We start from the raw sequence: 16,072 nt of genomic DNA, 5'->3' as shown, positions 1-16,072 counted from the left end.
GCTGCAGTCGGGCACCGTCTCGGTCGGCTCGGTGTCGCGCCAGGGCGACCAGGTGCTGACGCAGATCTTCAAGCTCAGCCACGAGAACGCGAACAACCTGGTGCCGGTGCTGCGCCCGCTGATCAGCCCGAACAACACCATCAACGCGAACCCCGGCAACAACACGCTGGTGATCACCGACTACGCGGACAACCTGACGCGCATCGCGAAGATCATCGCCGCGATGGACACGCCGAGCTCCGGCGACGTCGAGATCATCCCGCTGAAGTACGCGGTCGCCACCGACCTCGCGACCGTCGTGCAGCGCCTGAGCGACGGCGGCACCGGCGTGYCGGGCGGCGTGCCCGGCGGCGGCGCCACCTCGTCGATCCTGGTCGATGCGCGCAGCAACGCGCTGATCGTGCGCGCCTCGACGCCGGCGCGCATGGCCAACATCAAGGCGGTGATCGAGAAGCTCGACAAGCCGATGGTGGGCGACAACCCGATGGGCAACATCTACGTCGTCTACCTGAAGAACGGCGATGCGGTGAAGCTGGCCACCGTGCTGCGCGCCGCATTCAGCTCGACCGGCGGCGGCGGTGGTGGCGGTGGCGGCAGCTCGCCGACGGCCGCGCTGTCGCAGGCGGCCAACCCGAACAACCCGCAGGGCGGCGGGCAGGCGGTGGCACCGCTCACCCCGTCGGCAGCGCCCTCCACCGGCGGCATGATCCAGGCCGACCCGGCCAGCAACTCGCTGATCATCACGGCACCCGAGCCGGTCTACAAGCAGCTGCGCGCGGTGATCGACCAGCTCGACTCGCGCCGCGCGCAGGTCTACATCGAAAGCATGATCGTCGAGGTGACCGGCGACAACGCCGCCGAGGCCGGCTTCCAGTGGCAGGGCCTGATCGGCAAGAGCGGCGACTCCACCGGCATCGTCGGCGGCACCAACTTCACGCCGAAGAGCGGCAAGGGCAACCTGGTGCAGATCGATGCGACCGGCGTGGCCGCCGGCCTCGGCGAGGGCTTCAACATCGGCGTGATCCGCAAGTTCGCCGGGCAGTACGGGCTGGCCGCCATCGCCAACCTGCTGCAGAGCCAGACCAACAGCAACATCATCTCGACCCCGAACCTGATCACGCTCGACAACGAGGAAGCGAAGATCATCGTCGGCAGCAACGTGCCGTTCATCACCGGCCAGTTCACCAACACCGGCACCGCCACCACCAGCCCGTTCCAGACGGTGGAGCGCAAGGACGTCGGCATCACGCTGAAGATCAAGCCGCAGATCGGCGAGAACGGCGCGGTGCGCATGACGATCTTCCAGGAATCGTCGAGCCTGTCCGACAAGGTCGCGCCCGGCACCACCAGCGCCGGCCCGTCCACGAACAAGCGCTCGATCGAATCGACGGTGGTCGTCGACGACGGCGAGATCATCGTGCTCGGCGGCCTGATCGAGGACAGGTTCACCGAGACCAACAACAAGGTGCCGCTGCTCGGCGATATCCCGGTGCTGGGCGCGCTGTTCCGCAGCACCAGCCGGCAGAAGACGCGCACCAACCTGATGGTGTTCCTGCGCCCGATCGTGATGCGCGACGCGGCCACCTCGAACGCGGTCTCGCTGGACCGCTACGAGACCATCCGCGCGCAGCAGAAGGCCGAGCAGCCGCGCAACAGCTGGATCACGCCGATCAATGAATCGCCGGTGCTGCCGCCGCTGAACACGCTGCAGGATTCGTCGAAGGCGCTGAGCGCGCCGCCGCCGAAGCCGATCCGCAACCCGGCTCTCCCGACATCAGCGGCGGCACCGGCGTCGGGTGCCTCGGCCCCCGATCCCGCCGCCAGCCAGCCGGGGCAATAAGCCATGGGCTCACGTCACCCCCTGCCCTACACCTACGCGAAGGCGCACACGCTGCTGCTGGAAGACGACGGCGAGCGCCTGGTGCTGTGGGCGCCCGAGACCGTGTCGATGCCGGCGCTGAGCGAGGTGCTGCGCCTGTACTCGATCGACGCGCTGGAGCGCGAGCCGGCCTCGACGCTGGTCAACCGCATCGCCGCCGCCTATGCCGGTGCCGAATCGAGCGCGGCCGTCGTGATCGGCGAGGTCGAGAGCAAGGTCGACCTGAGCCGCATGATGCAGGACCTGCCGGCCATCGAGGACCTGCTGGAAACCTCGAACGACGCGCCGATCATCCGCATGCTGAACGCGCTGCTGACGCAGGCCGCGAAGGACGGCGCGAGCGACATCCACATCGAGCCCTACGAGCGCTCGAGCTCGGTGCGCTTCCGCGTGGACGGCACGCTGCGCGAGGTGGTGCAGCCGAACAAGGCGCTGCACGCGGCGCTGATCTCGCGGCTGAAGATCATGGCCGAGCTCGACATCGCCGAGAAGCGGCTGCCGCAGGACGGCCGCATCTCGCTGCGCATCGGCGGCCGCGCGGTCGACGTGCGGGTGTCGACGCTGCCGTCGGCGCACGGCGAACGCGCGGTGCTGCGGCTGCTCGACAAGGGTGAATCGAAGTTCACGCTCGAAGGCCTGGGCATGGGCGGCGACACGCTGCAGCGCTTCAATGCGCTGGTGCAGCAGCCGCACGGCATCGTGCTGGTGACCGGCCCGACCGGCTCGGGCAAGACGACGACGCTGTATGCGTCGCTCGGCCGCGTCGACACCGCGACCACCAACGTGCTGACGGTGGAAGACCCGATCGAGTACGACCTCGGCGGCATCGGCCAGACGCAGGTCAACGCGAAGATCGACCTGACCTTCGCGAAGGCGCTGCGCGCGATCCTGCGGCAGGATCCGGACGTCATCATGATCGGCGAGATCCGCGACTTCGAGACCGCGCAGATCGCGGTGCAGGCCTCGCTGACGGGTCACCTGGTGCTCGCCACGCTGCACACCAACGACGCGCCGAGCGCAGTGACCCGGCTCACCGACATGGGCATCGAACCCTTCCTGCTGAGCTCCAGCCTGCTGGGCGTGCTCGCGCAGCGCCTGGTGCGCAAGCTGTGCCCGCACTGCAAGAAGCAGGACGCCAAGGGCCGCTGGCATCCGGTGGGCTGCAGCGAATGCGGCAACTCGGGCTACAAGGGCCGCACCGGCGTCTACGAGCTGATGGTGGCCGACGACAAGGTGAGCGCGCTGATCCACAGCAGGGCGGCCGAATCGCAGCTGTTCGTCGCCGCCGAGGCCGGCGGCATGCGCTCGATGCGCGAGGACGGCGAACGCCTGGTGCGTGAAGGCGTGACCTCGCTCGAAGAGGTCATGCGCGTCACGAAAGACTAGCAACCATGCCCGCCTACAAGTTCGAGGCGATCGACGCCGCCGGCAAGACCAACAGCGGCCTGCTGGAAGCCGACAACGCGAAGGCCGCGCGCGCGCAGCTGCGCGCGCAGGCGCTGGTGCCGCTGGAGGTGACGCAGGTCGCGTCGGCCGGCACGCAGCCGACCGGGCTGAAGATGGTGCGCCGCGTGTTCAGCTCGACCGGGCTGGCGGTGTGGACGCGCCAGTTGGCCGGGCTGGTCGGCTCCGGGCTGCCGCTGGAGCGGGCGCTGACGGCGCTCAGCGACGAGGCCGAAGACCCGAAGCAGCGCGAGCTGATCGCCCACCTGCGCAGCGAGGTCAACGGCGGCTCGCCGTTCGCGCGTGCGCTGGCCGGCGCGCCGCGCGAGTTCGACGACGTGTACCGCGCGGTGGTCGGTGCGGGCGAGCAGAGCGGTGCGCTCGGCCGCGTGCTGGAGCGGCTGGCCGACGACCTGGAGGAGCGGCAGCAGCTGAAGTCGAAGATCATCGGCGCGACGCTGTACCCGGCGATCGTCTCGCTGATCGCGGTGGTGATCGTGATCTTCCTGGTGACCTACGTGGTGCCGCAGGTGGCCTCGGTGTTCACCAGCTCGAAGCGGGCGCTGCCGCTGATCACCACGATGATGCTGAACATCAGTGCCTTCCTGCGCAGCTACGGCTGGCTGCTGCTGCTGGCGATCATCGGCGGCGTGGTGACCTTGCGGCTGATGCTGCGCAACGCGCTGTTCCGCGAGCAGTTCGATGCGAGCTGGCTGACGCTGCCGCTGGTGGGCAAGCTCTCRCGCGGCTACAACGCGGCGCGCTTCGCCGGAACGCTCGCGATGCTGGCGAACGCCGGCGTGCCGATCCTGAAGGCGCTGCAGGCGGCGGCGGAGACGCTGTCGAACCACGCGATGCGCGCCGATGCGCTGGATGCGCTGGTGCAGGTGCGCGAAGGCGCGCCGTTCGCGTCGGCGATGGCCGCGAAGAAGCGCTTCCCGGGGCTCTTGTCGATGTTCGCGCGGCTGGGCGAGCAGACCGGGCAACTGCCGCAGATGCTGGACCGGGCCGCCAAGCAGCTCGGCCAGGAAGTGCAGCGCCGCGCGATGGCGATGGCGACCATCCTGGAGCCGCTGCTGATCGTCGCGATGGGCGGGGCGGTGATGCTGATCGTGCTCGCCGTGCTGCTGCCGATCATCCAATTGAACACCTGGGTGAAATAGAGCCCCCACGTCGCTGCGCTCCTGCCCCCCGAGGGGGCGCCACCCAAGGGGCCCGGCAAAGCCGGTTCCCCGGGTGTTGCTTGATCGCTCGCTGGCATGGGTCATGCATGCCCGCACCACCAGAACTGGGCGGTGTTCCGGGTATTCATCAAGTGCTGTCTTCCGGACACCTTTGCTTCAATGAGCACCAAGGTCTGCGTCTTCTGGAGGTCTTCGATGAGCGCATCCAAGCAGTTGGTCCCGGTGTCGTCATCCTCGCGAGGCGGCATCCCGATTGCCCGCATGCGCAGCCTCTACCGGGTCGACGAGGTCGGCCGCAAGCTCGACAAGCTGCCGCACAAGGAGCACGAGAGCCTGCGCTCCACCTACGAGCGCATGCTCGAGAAGGGCCCGGAGCGCTTCCAGGTGAAACCGTCCGGCCTGCCGGCGATGGACCACCTCTACGACGAGCTGCCCAACTTCAGCGAGGTGCTCGACGACGTGAAACGCCAGCTCGCGCTGTGCGAGGACAGCCGCGACGCGCTCGAGATCACCCCGCTGCTGCTGCTCGGCCCGCCCGGCGTCGGCAAGACCCACTTCGCGCGCGAACTCTCGCAGCTGCTCGGCACCGGCATGGGCTTCATGTCGATGAGTTCGATGACCGCCGGCTGGGTGCTGAGCGGCGCCTCCAGCCAGTGGAAGGGCGCACGCCCCGGCAAGGTGTTCGAGACGCTGGTCGACGGCCAGTACGCGAACCCGGTGATGGTGGTCGACGAGATCGACAAGGCCGGCGGCGAACACGCCTACGACCCGCTCGGCGCGCTGTACAGCCTGCTCGAGCACGACACCGCCGGCAGCTTCGTCGACGAGTTCGCCGAGGTGCCGATCGACGCCAGCCAGGTGATCTGGGTCGCCACCGCGAACGACGGCCGCGCGATCCCCGACCCGATCCTGAACCGCATGAACGTCTACGAGGTGCAGGCGCCCGACCGCGACGCGGCCCGCCGCATCGCCGCCCGGCTGTACGACGGCATCCGCCGCGACCACGCCTGGGGCGAGCGCTTTGAGGCGGAGCCGCGCAACGAGGTGCTCGACCGCATGGGCGAGATGGCGCCGCGCGAGATGCGCCGCGCCTGGATGACGGCCTTCGGCAACGCGAAGCTCGCGCGCCGCGATCACGTGCTCTGCGACGACCTGCCCGAATCCGGCACGAAGAAATCGACGATCGGCTTCATGCAGTAGCGCCAGCGTTCAGAACAGCCAGGCCAGCCCCACGTAGCCGGTGGCACCGGTCTTCTTGCTGACGATCGGGCTGTTCTTCGCGTCGCCGCCGAGCGCCGACACGCCAGCCAAGGCCTTCAGCTTCAGGTCGGGTTGCAGCTGGTACTCCGCCCCGATGCCCAGGTCGACCTTGTGCAGGCCGGCCTTCGGCGTGTAGACGGCGTAGCCGCTGGCGGCCGACTGCTCGGGCGTCACGCCGAAGTAGGCCTGCAGGTAGCGCTGGTCGGCCCAGCTGGCGCCGGCGTTCAGGCTCAGCGCGAGCGCATCGCTCAGCGGCACCGGCCACGACACGCCGAGATCGACCTGGGCGCCCTGGTGGCCGCGCTGCCCGAGCGACTTGCGGTACGTCAGCCCGAGCGGCCCGTAGCCCGCCGTCACGCCGGCTTCCGCACTGGCGCGCACGTCGCCCATGCCGCGCAGGCGGTCGTCACCGGCGGCCGGACCGAGGCCCGACACGTTCCTGTCCTTGCGGCCGGGGTCGGCGGTCAGCAGCAGGCCGGCGCGCAGTGCGTCCTGCTCGAAGAAGGTCCAGCCGAGGCCGGCGTGGTCGAGGTCGACGTGGCCCCAGTCCGCCGTGCGGTAGCTGAGCGACAGGTCGGGCGCGGCGATCGTGCGGCGGTTCGGGCTGCCCTCGTAGCGGGGCATCGTCGCCACCCCCAGGCTCACGCTGCCGCTCAGGCCGAGTGGAGGGGCCGGCGGCGTCTGCGACTGGGCGCACGAAGGCAATGTCGTCGCGACGAGGGCGGCGGCCAGCAGCGACGGTTGGTATAGGGTGCGGGCGATCAGGGAATTCGGCATGGATGACAGGGGTGGCATGGAATGGCGGCACTGTGCCCGCCGCCACCTTAGGGAATGCCCAGGGTCGTCCCACTAGACTGCGCTGCCATGCACCTCCTCCTCGTCGAAGACGACCTCGAACTGGGCGCCGAACTGCAGCGCGCGCTGGCCGGCCACGGGCTGACCAGCGAGTGGGTGCGCAGCGTCACCCATGCGCAAGCCCTGACGGCCGCTGCGGCCGACGACGCACTGCCTTTCGCCTGCGTGCTGCTCGACCTGGGCCTGCCCGACGGCGAAGGCCTGCACCTGCTGCAGCGCTGGCGCCGGGCCGGGCTGAAGCTGCCGGTCATCGTGCTGACAGCCCGCGACGCGCTCGACGCCCGCGTGTCCAGCCTCGACGCGGGGGCCGACGACTACGTGATCAAGCCGGCCGCCCCGCAGGAGCTGGCCTCGCGCATCCGCGCCGTCACGCGGCGCAGCGGCGGGCATGCCTCGGCGGTGTGGACGGTGGGCGCGCTGCAGATCGACAGCCTGCGCCGCGAGGTGCGGGTGGACGGCGCGCTGACCGCGCTGTYGCCGAAGGAATTCCAGATCGTCGCYGAGCTGGCCCGGCATGCCGGCGAGGTGGTGTCCAAGCACCGCCTCGCCCGCGCGGTGATGCCGCTGAACGAGCCGATGGAGTTCGGCGCGCTCGAATGGCACATCCACAACCTGCGCCGCAAGCTCGGCGAGGGCTGCATCCGCACCGTGCGCGGCGTCGGCTACAGCGTCGTCGAATGATGGGCCGCCTGACCACGCCGTCGATCACGCGGCGGCTGTTGCTGGCGCTGCTGGTGGCCTACGTGCTGGCCTGGGGCACGATGCTGGTGCTGGCGCACATCAGCATGGTGGCCACCGGCTCCGGCGAGTTCGACAAGGAGATGCGCAGCGTCGGCGAGGTGGTCGAGCAGGTGCTGGCCGACGCAACGCTGCCGACCGACGCGGCGCTGCACGGTGCGGCGCTGAAGATCGCCGCCGACGGGCAGCGCGTCGGTGCCGAGGGCGGCTACCTCGGGTTCCAGGTGCATGACGCCGCCGGCCGGCTGGTCGCGCGCGGCGGCAGCGAGGCCGCGCCGCTGGCCGACGATGGCCGGCTGGGCTTCTTCGTGGTGGGCGAGGGACCGGACGCGCAGCATGTGTACCGGCGCTGGACAGCCGACCATGCCCGCCGCATCGACGTGCAGCAGTCGGTCGCGGCGCGCGACCAGGTGCTGGGCGCCGGCCTGTCGAGCGCGGTGACGGTGGCACAGCTGCTGATCGGCTTTCCGGTGCTGCTGCTGCCGGTGTGGTTCGCAGTGCGCACCGGCCTGCGCCCGCTGCTGGGCCTGTCGCAGGACCTGGCCGCACGCTCGCCGGCCGACCTGCAGCCAGTGCGGGTCGCACAGCCCTACCGCGAACTGAGGCCGGTGGTCGACGAGCTGAACGGCACGCTGGCGCGGCTGCAGGCGCTGCTGCAGCGCGAGCGTGCCTTCCTGGCCGACGCGGCGCACGAACTGCGCACGCCGCTGGCGGTGATCGCCGCGCAATGCGACACGCTGAAGCGCAGCCGCGACGCCGCCGAGCGCGACGCCGCGACGCAGCGCCTGGAGCGCGGCGTGGCACGCTCGATGCGCCTGGTGAACCAGCTGCTGGCGCTGGCACGGCTGGAGGCCGGCGTCGAGCAGCGGCTGGAGCACATCGACCTGGCCGACGTGGCACGCGATTGCCTGGCGCTGCATGCCGACGAGGCGCAGGCGCGCGGCATCGAGCTGGGCTATGCCGGGCCCGACAGCCTGCCGGTGCACAGCCCCGGCCACGCAGTCGAGACGGTGCTGCACAACCTGGTCGGCAACGCGATCCGCTACGGCCGGCCGGCCGGGYGCGTCGAGGTGAGCCTGGCCATGCCTGCCGACGGCAGCGGCGAGTGCGTGCTCGACGTCAGCGACGACGGCCCCGGCATCGCGCCGGCCGAGCGGGCCCATGTGTTCGAGCGCTTCCGGCGCGGTGCAGCCGCCACCTCGGCATCGAACGGCTCGGGCTCGGGCCTGGGCCTCGCGATCGTGCAGGCGGCGGCGCGGCAGCTCGGCGCGCGCATCGAGCTGGGCGATGGCCTGCACGACGACACGCAGGCCGGACCGGCGCGGCACGGCCTCTCGGTGACGCTGCGCTGGCGCACCGCTGGCGCCTGACACCGCACGCGGCAACCAACGAAACACGCCCGGGCCGGCGTCGAAACGGCGGCGAATCAATCGGTCGGCATCCTTGCGGCTCAGTCGACAGACACCGCAAGGACACCACCGCATGACCCCGCATGAGATTCACCTGATCCGCCACAGCTTCAACCTGGTGCAGCCGCACGCGGCCGACACCGCGCAGCAGTTCTACGACAACCTGTTCGCCGCCGACCCCGGCTTGYGCGCACTGTTCCGCACCGACATCCGCCACCAGGGCGAGCGCCTGATGACGATGCTGGCCGCGGCGATCCGCGTGCTCGACGATCCGTACACGCTGCATGCGGCGCTGCGCCTGCTCGGCCGCCGCCATGCCGGCTACGGCGTGCACGCCGAGCACTACGCGACCGTCGGCGCCGCGCTGATCAAGACACTGCGCGACGGGCTCGGCGATGCGTTCACGCCTTCGGTGCACGACGCGTGGGCAGCGATGTATGGCGTAGTGTCGCGCACGATGATCGAGGCCGCGCGCGAAGGCGCGATGGCCTAGACCACCATAGGTAGAAGCGCTGCAAGATCTGTCGGACCGAGGACGGCGAGCAGGCGTGCATCCTCCGTAGCGTTTACCGCTTCAATGCTTGTCACGCTCGCCCGATGCAAAGCCAAGTATTGACCTGACGTGAGAGGCGCCGGCAAGCGAAGCATAGGCAACACCTCTGTAGGCAGTCCGAACTCGATCTGCCGCAGAACTTTGTCTAGGCAAACAAGAAGCGGTGGTTGGTCCGACCAGAGCGCCGAAAGAAAGTGTGCCTAGCGAAGGCGCGTTGGTTGTGGATAYGCGCTCAATGGAAAGATCGGCGATCCCTTCAACTCCAGAATGGTCAATCGACGTGCTTGTTGACGCCAATGACGACCGCCTAGATCGCCACGACCGTCCTACTCGTCACGATTTGCGTGCAGGCGTAGAAGTCGCTGGCTGCGAGGACCTGGGAGCAGGCTGGCTAGGTGCAGTCGCAGGAGCGAGCGGAACCGGCTGCATCGTAGGCACAGTCAGGCCTCTACGCTGATCCGGAGAGGATGCTTTGTTTGCGGTGTTTTGGTTCTTCATGTCGCCTGCCCTTTCAAGGTTGGTGGAAATAAAAACGACCGTCAGAATCAGAGCCAGAAGAAAAGCCCCTCCGGAGAAGAGATTGAGGCGCTTGGTCCACAAATCCCAAAGATTGGTTCCTTCAAACGCCGATTGAACGCCCTCGATGTAGTACCGATAGGCCAGCTTCTTCTGATGCGCCAGCGCATAGCTACTCACAAGAAACGACGCCATAGTCGCACAGGTCGCACCCGTGAAGAGCCACCAAGAGGCGTAGAGGGACCAGACCTTCTCCGCCAAGCCAATCGGGATGAAGTCCTTCAAAAAACCGACCGAAAGCGCCAAGCCCGCACTCGAAAACGTGAGCACGGATTTGTCGAAGTTCTCCGAACTGGAAATCTCGCGCTTGTGGATCTCCGCGACGAAATCTGTATGAAGCTTCTTTACCTCATCGGTTGGTGTCGTCACTGCTCAAATGCCTCACTTGCTGCCGGAGGTACCACTAGAGCTCGGGGGCGGAGGTGGGGGTGCCGGCGGGGGCGGCGCTTTGGTCATCGTTGGAACTGAAATACCGCCATTCACACGTACTCGTTGAGGAGCGGGTGGAGCCGGAGATCTATTGCTCATTGATTCCTCCTTTGCGTGCCCGAATAGGAACGCCTCAAACGCAAAAGATTAGCATCCCGCGATGAGTTCCGTAACGCCTCCGCCCAACGAAGACGAAGCGAGTCTTTTCTCGCTCGCCACGGAATATCTCGAAGCAGCTTCAATCCTTGAGGCGACGCCTCCCTCAAGGATCAACGTGTCACTGGTCACCTACTACCTTCTCGGCCATGCCGGTGAACTGCTCCTGAAGAGCTTTCTCGTCAAACGCGGCGTGTCACTGGATGAACTCAAGCTCAAACTTGGTCACAACCTCGACAAGCTGAGTCATCGCGCAACGGAGCTTGGGCTTCCCGCATCAGTGTCACTTCAGCATTTGCGAGACCTCTCCAAGAGCTACACCCCGAAGACCACCGAATATCGACAACACAAGGCCAGTACTTATCCTCCTCAAGGTCTACTCCTCGCTGAGCTTCGGTCACTAGAGAATGCGATCTTCGATCAGCTGACCCAGGTCATCAGAAATGGCTAGGCTGAACTGGCCACCACCGCCGCGACCCGCGCCAGCAGGTCCGCCTTCGAGAACGGCTTGTCCAGTCCGGTGCAGCGCGCCTCCTTCAGGAACTCGCGTGCATCGGGCGACAAGGTGTCGCCGGTCACGAACAGCATGTGCCGCGCGAGCCGCGGCCGGCGCCGGCTCACCTCGCGCCACAGCGACGCACCATCGATGTCGGGCATGCGCAGGTCGGAGACGATCGCATCGAAGCGCGCAGTCTCCAGCATCGCCAGCGCGACCGCCCCCGATTCGGCAGTCGCCACGTCGTAGCCCGCGCCTTCCAGCATCTCGCGCATCAGGCCCAGCAGCTCGGCCTCGTCGTCGACCACCAGCAGCCGCGCACGTGCCGGCGCCTCGGCCGGTTCGGCGCGCGGCACCGCCGCCGCCTCGTCGGCCACGCCGCTGACCGGCACGCTGAGCCGGAAGCTCGCGCCGCCGTCCGGGCCGGCCGCCTCGAGGATCAGGTCGCCGCCGTGCTCGCGCGCCAGCGAGCGCGACACCGCGAGGCCCAGCCCGGTGCCCATGCCCTCGGCCTTGGTCGTGAAGAACGGCTCGAAGACGCGCGCCGCATGGTCGGGCGGCACGCCCGGCCCGCTGTCGGCGACGCGCAGCCACACCCGCTGCGCCCGGTTGTCGCGCCGCGCCTCGACGCCCGTCTGCACCCGCACGCAGCGCCGCGCCGCCTGCCCGGCCAGCGCTTGCTGCGCATTGATCAGCAGGTTCAGCACCACCTGGCCGACCTGGTCGCCGTCGGCGTGGATCGACGGCAGCGTCGCCTCGAGCTCGGTCTCCAGCTCGATGCCGTGCGAGCGGTAGCCGTAGTGCAGCATCTCCACCGCGGCGCGCACCAGGTCGTTGATGTCGACCGTGCCGCGCTGCGGCGGCTTGCTGCGCGCCATGTCGAGGAAGGTGCGCACGATGCGCCCGCAGCGCTCGGCCGCCTCGCGGATGCGCTGCACGTCGGCCTTCAGCGCGGCGTCCTCGCATTTCTCCTCCAGCAGGCTGGCCCGCCCCATCACGATCGCGAGCGGGTTGTTCAGCTCGTGCGCGACGCCGGCCAGCAGGCTGCCCATCGCGGTCAGCTTCTCGCTCTGGCGCAAGGCCTCGCGCTGGCGCTCGATCTGCTGCGCCGCCCCATGCCGCTCGGTCACGTCGACCATCGATGCGGTATAGAACACCGTGCCGCCGACGTCGCTGCGCCACAGCACCATCTCGATCGGAAACTCGCGGCCGTCGGCGCGCAGCCCGAACAGCTCCATGCGCCGGCCCAGCACACGCGGCGCGCCGCCGCCGGCCAGCCGCGCCATGCCGGCATCGTGCGCGGCGCGGTAGCGCTCGGGCATCGCGACCTCGCTGACGCGCCGGCCCAGCACCTCGGCGCGCGTGCGGCCAAACATCGCCTCGGCCGACGGGTTGAACTCGACGATGCAGCCCTGCCCGTCGGTGGAGATCAGCGCCGCCAGCGCATGGTCGACGATCGCCGACTTCAACGCCTCGCTGGCGCGCAGCTGCTCGACCTGCAGCGCCAGCGCCTCCTCGTGCAGCTTCAGTTCGGTGTGGTCGCGCCCGAACACCACGATCGCCTGCACCGGCTCGCCGGGCGGCCCGTACGGCACCATCGTCTCCTGGATGAAACGCCGGCCGCGCACCGGGTACTCGACCCAGCCCTGCCAGCGCAGCGATTCGCCGCCGAACAGGCGCTCGGCCCACGGCAGGTAGCCCTCGTACGACGCGCGGCCGATCACGTCGGCCAGGTGCCGGCCGGTGATCTGCTTCGGCGTCAGCCCGAAGAAGCCGGCCGCCTCGCCGTTCGCGTAGCGGTAGCAGTGCCCGCGGTCGATCACCGCGACGCGCGCAGTGATGTGGTCGAGCAGCGAGCTCATCAGCGCCGGGTCCAGCGCCGCACCGTCCGCTGCTTCGGGGCGCTCGCCCCATCGCAGGCGGCCGGTCCAGCTGAACTCGCGCTGGAGTCCGGTCATGCGTCCGCGACGTGGGGCACGAAGACGTAGCCCACGTTGCGAACGGTCTTCAGCACTTCCGGCTTGTCGGGGTTGGATTCGATCTTGCGGCGCAGCCGCATCACGCGCAGGTCGATCGAGCGGTCGAACACGTCCCAGCCGCGGTTGTGCGCCTGCTCCATGATCTGGTCGCGGCTCAAGGGCCGGTTCGGGTGGCGCGCGAACAGCGCCAGCAGGTCGAACTCGGCGGCGCTGATCTCGACCTCGTGGCGGTCGTCGAGCGCGAACAGCCGGCGCTGGTCGAGGTCGAGCTCGCAGATGCCGAAGCGCACGCGCTTGCTCGGCGTCGGCTGCGAGGCGGCCGCCGCCACCTGCGGTGCCAGCGTGGCGAGCGCCACGCGGCGCAGCACCGCGCGGATGCGCGCCAGCAGCTCGCGCATCTCGAACGGCTTGGGCACGTAGTCGTCGGCACCGAGTTCCAGGCCGACGATGCGGTCGACCGACTCGCCGGCGGTCGTCAGCATCACCAGCCCCATGTGCGGGTGGCGCTCGCGCAGCCAGCGCGCGAGCGACAGGCCGTTCTCGCCCGGCATGTTGACGTCGAGGATGGCCAGGTCGGGCAGCGATTCGGCGAGCATCTCGCGCGCCTGCGCCGCATCCCGCGCAGTGCGCACGACGAGGCCGTGGCGACCGAAGTACTCGCTCAGCAGCGAGCGGATCTCCGGCTCGTCGTCGACGACCAGCACGACAGGGGTGGCGGCTTGCACGCCGGACGCCATGGGGAAGATGCCTCGTTGCGGTGTGTCACGGGGGGTTCGCGGCGGATCATATCGGTCCGGCGGCGCAATGCCGGCGCGGTTCGCGCCGCTCAGCACCGCGGTGATCCATTCGGTGGCGGTCGGCGTGGTGTTCATCGCGCGCCGCTCACAGGCTCAGGTGCATGCGGAACACCACCGGCCGGGTGTCGGCGAATTCCAGCCGGTGCGCCTGCGCAAAGCGGGCGCGCTGCACCGCGACACGCGACGGGCGGCGCACCGGGGCGGCGGCGCGGCGCGAGAACAGGCGTTGCAGCGTGGTGGTGACGAGGGTCGCGGTCATGGGGGGCTCCAGGCGTTGTTGGTGTTCGGATGCCGCCAGTGTCGAAGCGGTGGGTATCAACACCGTTTCTGYAACGGCCGGCCTTGTTTCGTTTGTTTCACCGCGCCCCGCCCGTATCATCCGGCGATGCCCGCCACCCTCGCCGGCCAGCTCGTCGTGGCCATTTCCTCGCGCGCCCTGTTCGACTTCGAAGAAGAGAACCAGCTTTTCGAAGCCAAGGACGACCGCGCCTACATGCAGCTGCAGCTGCAGCGCGTCGGCGAACCGGCCAAGCCCGGCGTCGCGTTCTCGCTGGTCAACAAGCTGCTCGCGTTCAACGCGGCGTCGCCGCAGGCCTCGGTCGAGGTGGTGATCCTGTCGCGCAACGACCCGGTGTCGGGCATGCGGGTGTTCCGCTCGGCCCAGCACTACGGGCTGCCGATCCAGCGCGGCGTGTTCACGCGCGGCGAATCGCCGTGGCGCTACCTGCGGCCGCTGAATGCGCACCTGTTCCTGTCGACCAACGAGGCCGACGTGCGCTCGGCCCTCGAGGCCGGCGTGCCGGCCGCCCGCGTCTACCCGCACTCGGCGCGCGCGTCCGACGCCCATCCGCACGAGGTGCGCATCGCGTTCGACGGCGACGCGGTGCTGTTCTCCGACGAGGCCGAGCAGGTGTTCCAGAGCGGCGGGCTCGATGCCTTCCAGGCCCATGAGCGCGACAAGGCGCTGAAGCCGCTGCCGGCCGGGCCGTTCAAGCCGCTGCTCGAAGCGCTGCAGCTGCTGCAGCGCCAAGCCTCGCCGGCGATGCGGGTGCGCACCGCGCTCGTCACCGCGCGCAGCGCCCCGGCGCACGAGCGCGCGATCCGCACGCTGATGGACTGGCACATCGAGATCGACGAGGCGATGTTCCTCGGCGGGCTGCCGAAGGGCGAGTTCCTGCGCGAGTTCGAGCCCGATTTCTTCTTCGACGACCAGACCGGGCACATCGAGAATGCCTCGGCCCATGTGCCTTCAGGCCATGTCGCGGCCGGCGTGTCGAACCTGATCGCGCAGGTGGCCGCCGTTCAGGCCGAACGCTGACGCCACCAGCCGAGCCCGGCCGAGGTGCCGGCGCGCGGGCGGTACTCGCAGCCGATGTGGCCGCTCCAGCCGAGCTCGTCGATCACGTCGAACAGGTGGGCGCAGTTCAGCTCGCCGACATCCGGCTCGTGCCGCTGCGGCACGCCCGCCACCTGCAGGTGGCCGACGCGGCCGCTCGGCAGGTACTGCCGCAGCTTCATCTCGACATCGCCCTCGACGATCTGGCAGTGGTAGAGATCCATCTGCACCTTCAGGTTGGGCCGCCCGAGCTCGACGACCACCGCATGCGCCTCCGATTGCCGGTTCAGGAAATAGCCCGGGATGTCGCGCGTGTTGATCGGCTCGATCGTCAGCTCGATGCCGAGCGGCGCCGCATGGCCGGCCGCCCAGTCGAGGTTGGCGACATAGCACTCGCGCAGCCAGGCGCGGTCGACCTCGGGCGGCGCGATGCCCGCCATCACGTGCAGCCGCGGGCAGCCGATCTCGCCGGCCAGCGCGAGGGCCTGTTCGATACCTTCGCGAAAGGCCGCCTCGCGGCCGGGCAGGCACGCGAGGCCGCGTTCGCCCTGCGCGGTATCGCCAGGCGGCGCGTTGAACAACACCTGCGCCAGGCCATGGTCGCGCAGCCGCGCCTTCAGTTCGGCCGCCGGCACGTCGTACGGGAACAGGCACTCGACCGCCTCGAAGCCGTCGCGCGCCGCGGCGCCGAAGCGGTCGAGGAAATCGTGCTCGGTGTACATCAGGCTCAGGTTGGCGGCGAAGGTCGGCATGGCGGATCTCCTCAGCGATGCCATCAGCGGTGGGAGGCGCCGTCCTGCGCTTCCATGAACGCGCGCCGGAAGGCCAGCGGCTTCGAGATGCCGTTCAGCGGCGCCTGCGGCGAACCGGCTCCGGAGATCAGCAGCGAGCCGTAGTCGAGCATGYGCCCCATCACCGTCTGGTCGACCTGGATCGATTCCACCTTGTTGATGTTGATCTCGATCGTCTGCCGCGAGATGAA

General features: G+C 69.1%; 16 protein-coding genes. 9 read left to right on the top strand and 7 right to left on the bottom strand.

The features are described 5' to 3' along the window. The 4 genes from gspD to AC1D12_RS07860 form a co-directional block, all read left to right on the top strand. Positions 1-1,840, top strand: a 1,840-nt coding sequence (gene gspD / locus AC1D12_RS07875) for a type II secretion system secretin GspD (protein ID WP_477839790.1), incomplete at its 5' end; no start/stop codon positions are given. A 3-nt stretch (positions 1,841-1,843) separates the two neighbouring features. Next, positions 1,844-3,265 carry a type II secretion system ATPase GspE gene (gene gspE / locus AC1D12_RS07870; RefSeq protein WP_047500223.1) on the top strand — a complete coding sequence of 474 codons (1,422 nt, stop codon included), beginning with the start codon at positions 1,844-1,846 and terminating at the stop codon, positions 3,263-3,265. A gap of 5 nt (positions 3,266-3,270) precedes the next feature. Then, positions 3,271-4,485: a type II secretion system inner membrane protein GspF gene (gene gspF, locus AC1D12_RS07865; RefSeq protein ID WP_047500221.1), complete on the top strand. Its 1,215-nt coding sequence runs from the start codon at positions 3,271-3,273 to the stop codon at positions 4,483-4,485. A 216-nt stretch (positions 4,486-4,701) separates the two neighbouring features. Then, a complete protein-coding gene (locus AC1D12_RS07860) occupies positions 4,702-5,706 on the top strand; it encodes an AAA family ATPase (protein WP_477825359.1) in 1,005 nt (334 codons plus the stop codon). Positions 5,707-5,715: 9 nt separating this feature from the next. On the opposite strand, the gene AC1D12_RS07855 is transcribed toward AC1D12_RS07860, so the two are convergent. After that, positions 5,716-6,543 (bottom strand): MipA/OmpV family protein, encoded by an 828-nt coding sequence (locus AC1D12_RS07855; RefSeq protein WP_477839788.1) that lies wholly within the window; start codon positions 6,541-6,543, stop codon positions 5,716-5,718. Positions 6,544-6,630: 87 nt separating this feature from the next. On the opposite strand from AC1D12_RS07855, the gene AC1D12_RS07850 reads away from it, so the two are divergent. The 3 genes from AC1D12_RS07850 (at position 6,631) to AC1D12_RS07840 (ending at position 9,261) form a co-directional block, all read left to right on the top strand. After that, positions 6,631-7,302 carry a response regulator gene (locus AC1D12_RS07850; protein ID WP_477839786.1) on the top strand — a complete coding sequence of 224 codons (672 nt, stop codon included), beginning with the start codon at positions 6,631-6,633 and terminating at the stop codon, positions 7,300-7,302. Then, positions 7,302-8,729: a sensor histidine kinase gene (locus AC1D12_RS07845; protein WP_477839784.1), complete on the top strand. Its 1,428-nt coding sequence runs from the start codon at positions 7,302-7,304 to the stop codon at positions 8,727-8,729. The genes AC1D12_RS07850 and AC1D12_RS07845 overlap by 1 nt, the downstream gene beginning before the upstream one ends. 112 nt (positions 8,730-8,841) lie before the next feature. Continuing rightward, positions 8,842-9,261 carry a globin family protein gene (locus AC1D12_RS07840; RefSeq protein ID WP_477839782.1) on the top strand — a complete coding sequence of 140 codons (420 nt, stop codon included), beginning with the start codon at positions 8,842-8,844 and terminating at the stop codon, positions 9,259-9,261. A gap of 393 nt (positions 9,262-9,654) precedes the next feature. Here the strand turns inward: AC1D12_RS07840 and AC1D12_RS07835 are convergent, their stop codons facing one another. Then, entirely contained in the window at positions 9,655-10,266 is a 612-nt protein-coding gene (locus tag AC1D12_RS07835; protein ID WP_477839780.1) for a hypothetical protein, read from the bottom strand. A 220-nt stretch (positions 10,267-10,486) separates the two neighbouring features. Here AC1D12_RS07835 and AC1D12_RS07830 point away from each other — a divergent pair, with 220 nt between their 5' ends. Next, positions 10,487-10,933 (top strand): hypothetical protein, encoded by a 447-nt coding sequence (locus AC1D12_RS07830; RefSeq protein ID WP_477839778.1) that lies wholly within the window; start codon positions 10,487-10,489, stop codon positions 10,931-10,933. On the opposite strand, the gene AC1D12_RS07825 is transcribed toward AC1D12_RS07830, so the two are convergent. From AC1D12_RS07825 to AC1D12_RS07815, 3 genes are read right to left on the bottom strand one after another with little or no spacing between them, the layout of a single operon-like run. Beyond that, positions 10,930-12,936 (bottom strand): hybrid sensor histidine kinase/response regulator, encoded by a 2,007-nt coding sequence (locus tag AC1D12_RS07825; RefSeq protein WP_477839776.1) that lies wholly within the window; start codon positions 12,934-12,936, stop codon positions 10,930-10,932. The genes AC1D12_RS07830 and AC1D12_RS07825 overlap by 4 nt on opposite strands. Further along, complete coding sequence (locus tag AC1D12_RS07820; RefSeq protein ID WP_477839774.1) at positions 12,933-13,829, bottom strand: response regulator; 897 nt, start codon at positions 13,827-13,829, stop codon at positions 12,933-12,935. The genes AC1D12_RS07825 and AC1D12_RS07820 overlap by 4 nt, the downstream gene beginning before the upstream one ends. A gap of 10 nt (positions 13,830-13,839) precedes the next feature. Further along, positions 13,840-14,013, bottom strand: a complete 174-nt coding sequence (locus AC1D12_RS07815) for a hypothetical protein (RefSeq protein ID WP_465110932.1) — start codon at positions 14,011-14,013, stop codon at positions 13,840-13,842. Between the two features lie 126 nt (positions 14,014-14,139). On the opposite strand from AC1D12_RS07815, the gene AC1D12_RS07810 reads away from it, so the two are divergent. Next, complete coding sequence (locus AC1D12_RS07810) at positions 14,140-15,072, top strand: 5'-nucleotidase (protein ID WP_465110931.1); 933 nt, start codon at positions 14,140-14,142, stop codon at positions 15,070-15,072. On the opposite strand, the gene otnI is transcribed toward AC1D12_RS07810, so the two are convergent. After that, complete coding sequence (gene otnI, locus AC1D12_RS07805; RefSeq protein ID WP_477839772.1) at positions 15,057-15,842, bottom strand: 2-oxo-tetronate isomerase; 786 nt, start codon at positions 15,840-15,842, stop codon at positions 15,057-15,059. The genes AC1D12_RS07810 and otnI overlap by 16 nt on opposite strands. Positions 15,843-15,865: 23 nt before the next feature. Beyond that, positions 15,866-16,072, bottom strand: a 207-nt coding sequence (locus tag AC1D12_RS07800) for a PH domain-containing protein (protein ID WP_477839770.1), incomplete at its 5' end; no start/stop codon positions are given.

This window comes from Rhizobacter sp. P1_G5, assembly GCF_056405435.1.
This window is presented reverse-complemented; position numbering and strand designations above follow the sequence as displayed.

Coding starts and splice junctions, on each gene's coding strand:
- gspE (WP_047500223.1), top strand. CDS start 1,844: ATGGGCTCACGTCACCCCCTGCCCTACACCTACGCGAAGGCGCACACG.
- AC1D12_RS07860 (WP_477825359.1), top strand. CDS start 4,702: ATGAGCGCATCCAAGCAGTTGGTCCCGGTGTCGTCATCCTCGCGAGGC.
- AC1D12_RS07855 (WP_477839788.1), bottom strand. CDS start 6,543: ATGCCGAATTCCCTGATCGCCCGCACCCTATACCAACCGTCGCTGCTG.
- AC1D12_RS07830 (WP_477839778.1), top strand. CDS start 10,487: ATGAGTTCCGTAACGCCTCCGCCCAACGAAGACGAAGCGAGTCTTTTC.
- AC1D12_RS07825 (WP_477839776.1), bottom strand. CDS start 12,936: ATGACCGGACTCCAGCGCGAGTTCAGCTGGACCGGCCGCCTGCGATGG.
- AC1D12_RS07820 (WP_477839774.1), bottom strand. CDS start 13,829: ATGAACACCACGCCGACCGCCACCGAATGGATCACCGCGGTGCTGAGC.
- AC1D12_RS07815 (WP_465110932.1), bottom strand. CDS start 14,013: ATGACCGCGACCCTCGTCACCACCACGCTGCAACGCCTGTTCTCGCGC.
- AC1D12_RS07810 (WP_465110931.1), top strand. CDS start 14,140: ATGCCCGCCACCCTCGCCGGCCAGCTCGTCGTGGCCATTTCCTCGCGC.
- otnI (WP_477839772.1), bottom strand. CDS start 15,842: ATGCCGACCTTCGCCGCCAACCTGAGCCTGATGTACACCGAGCACGAT.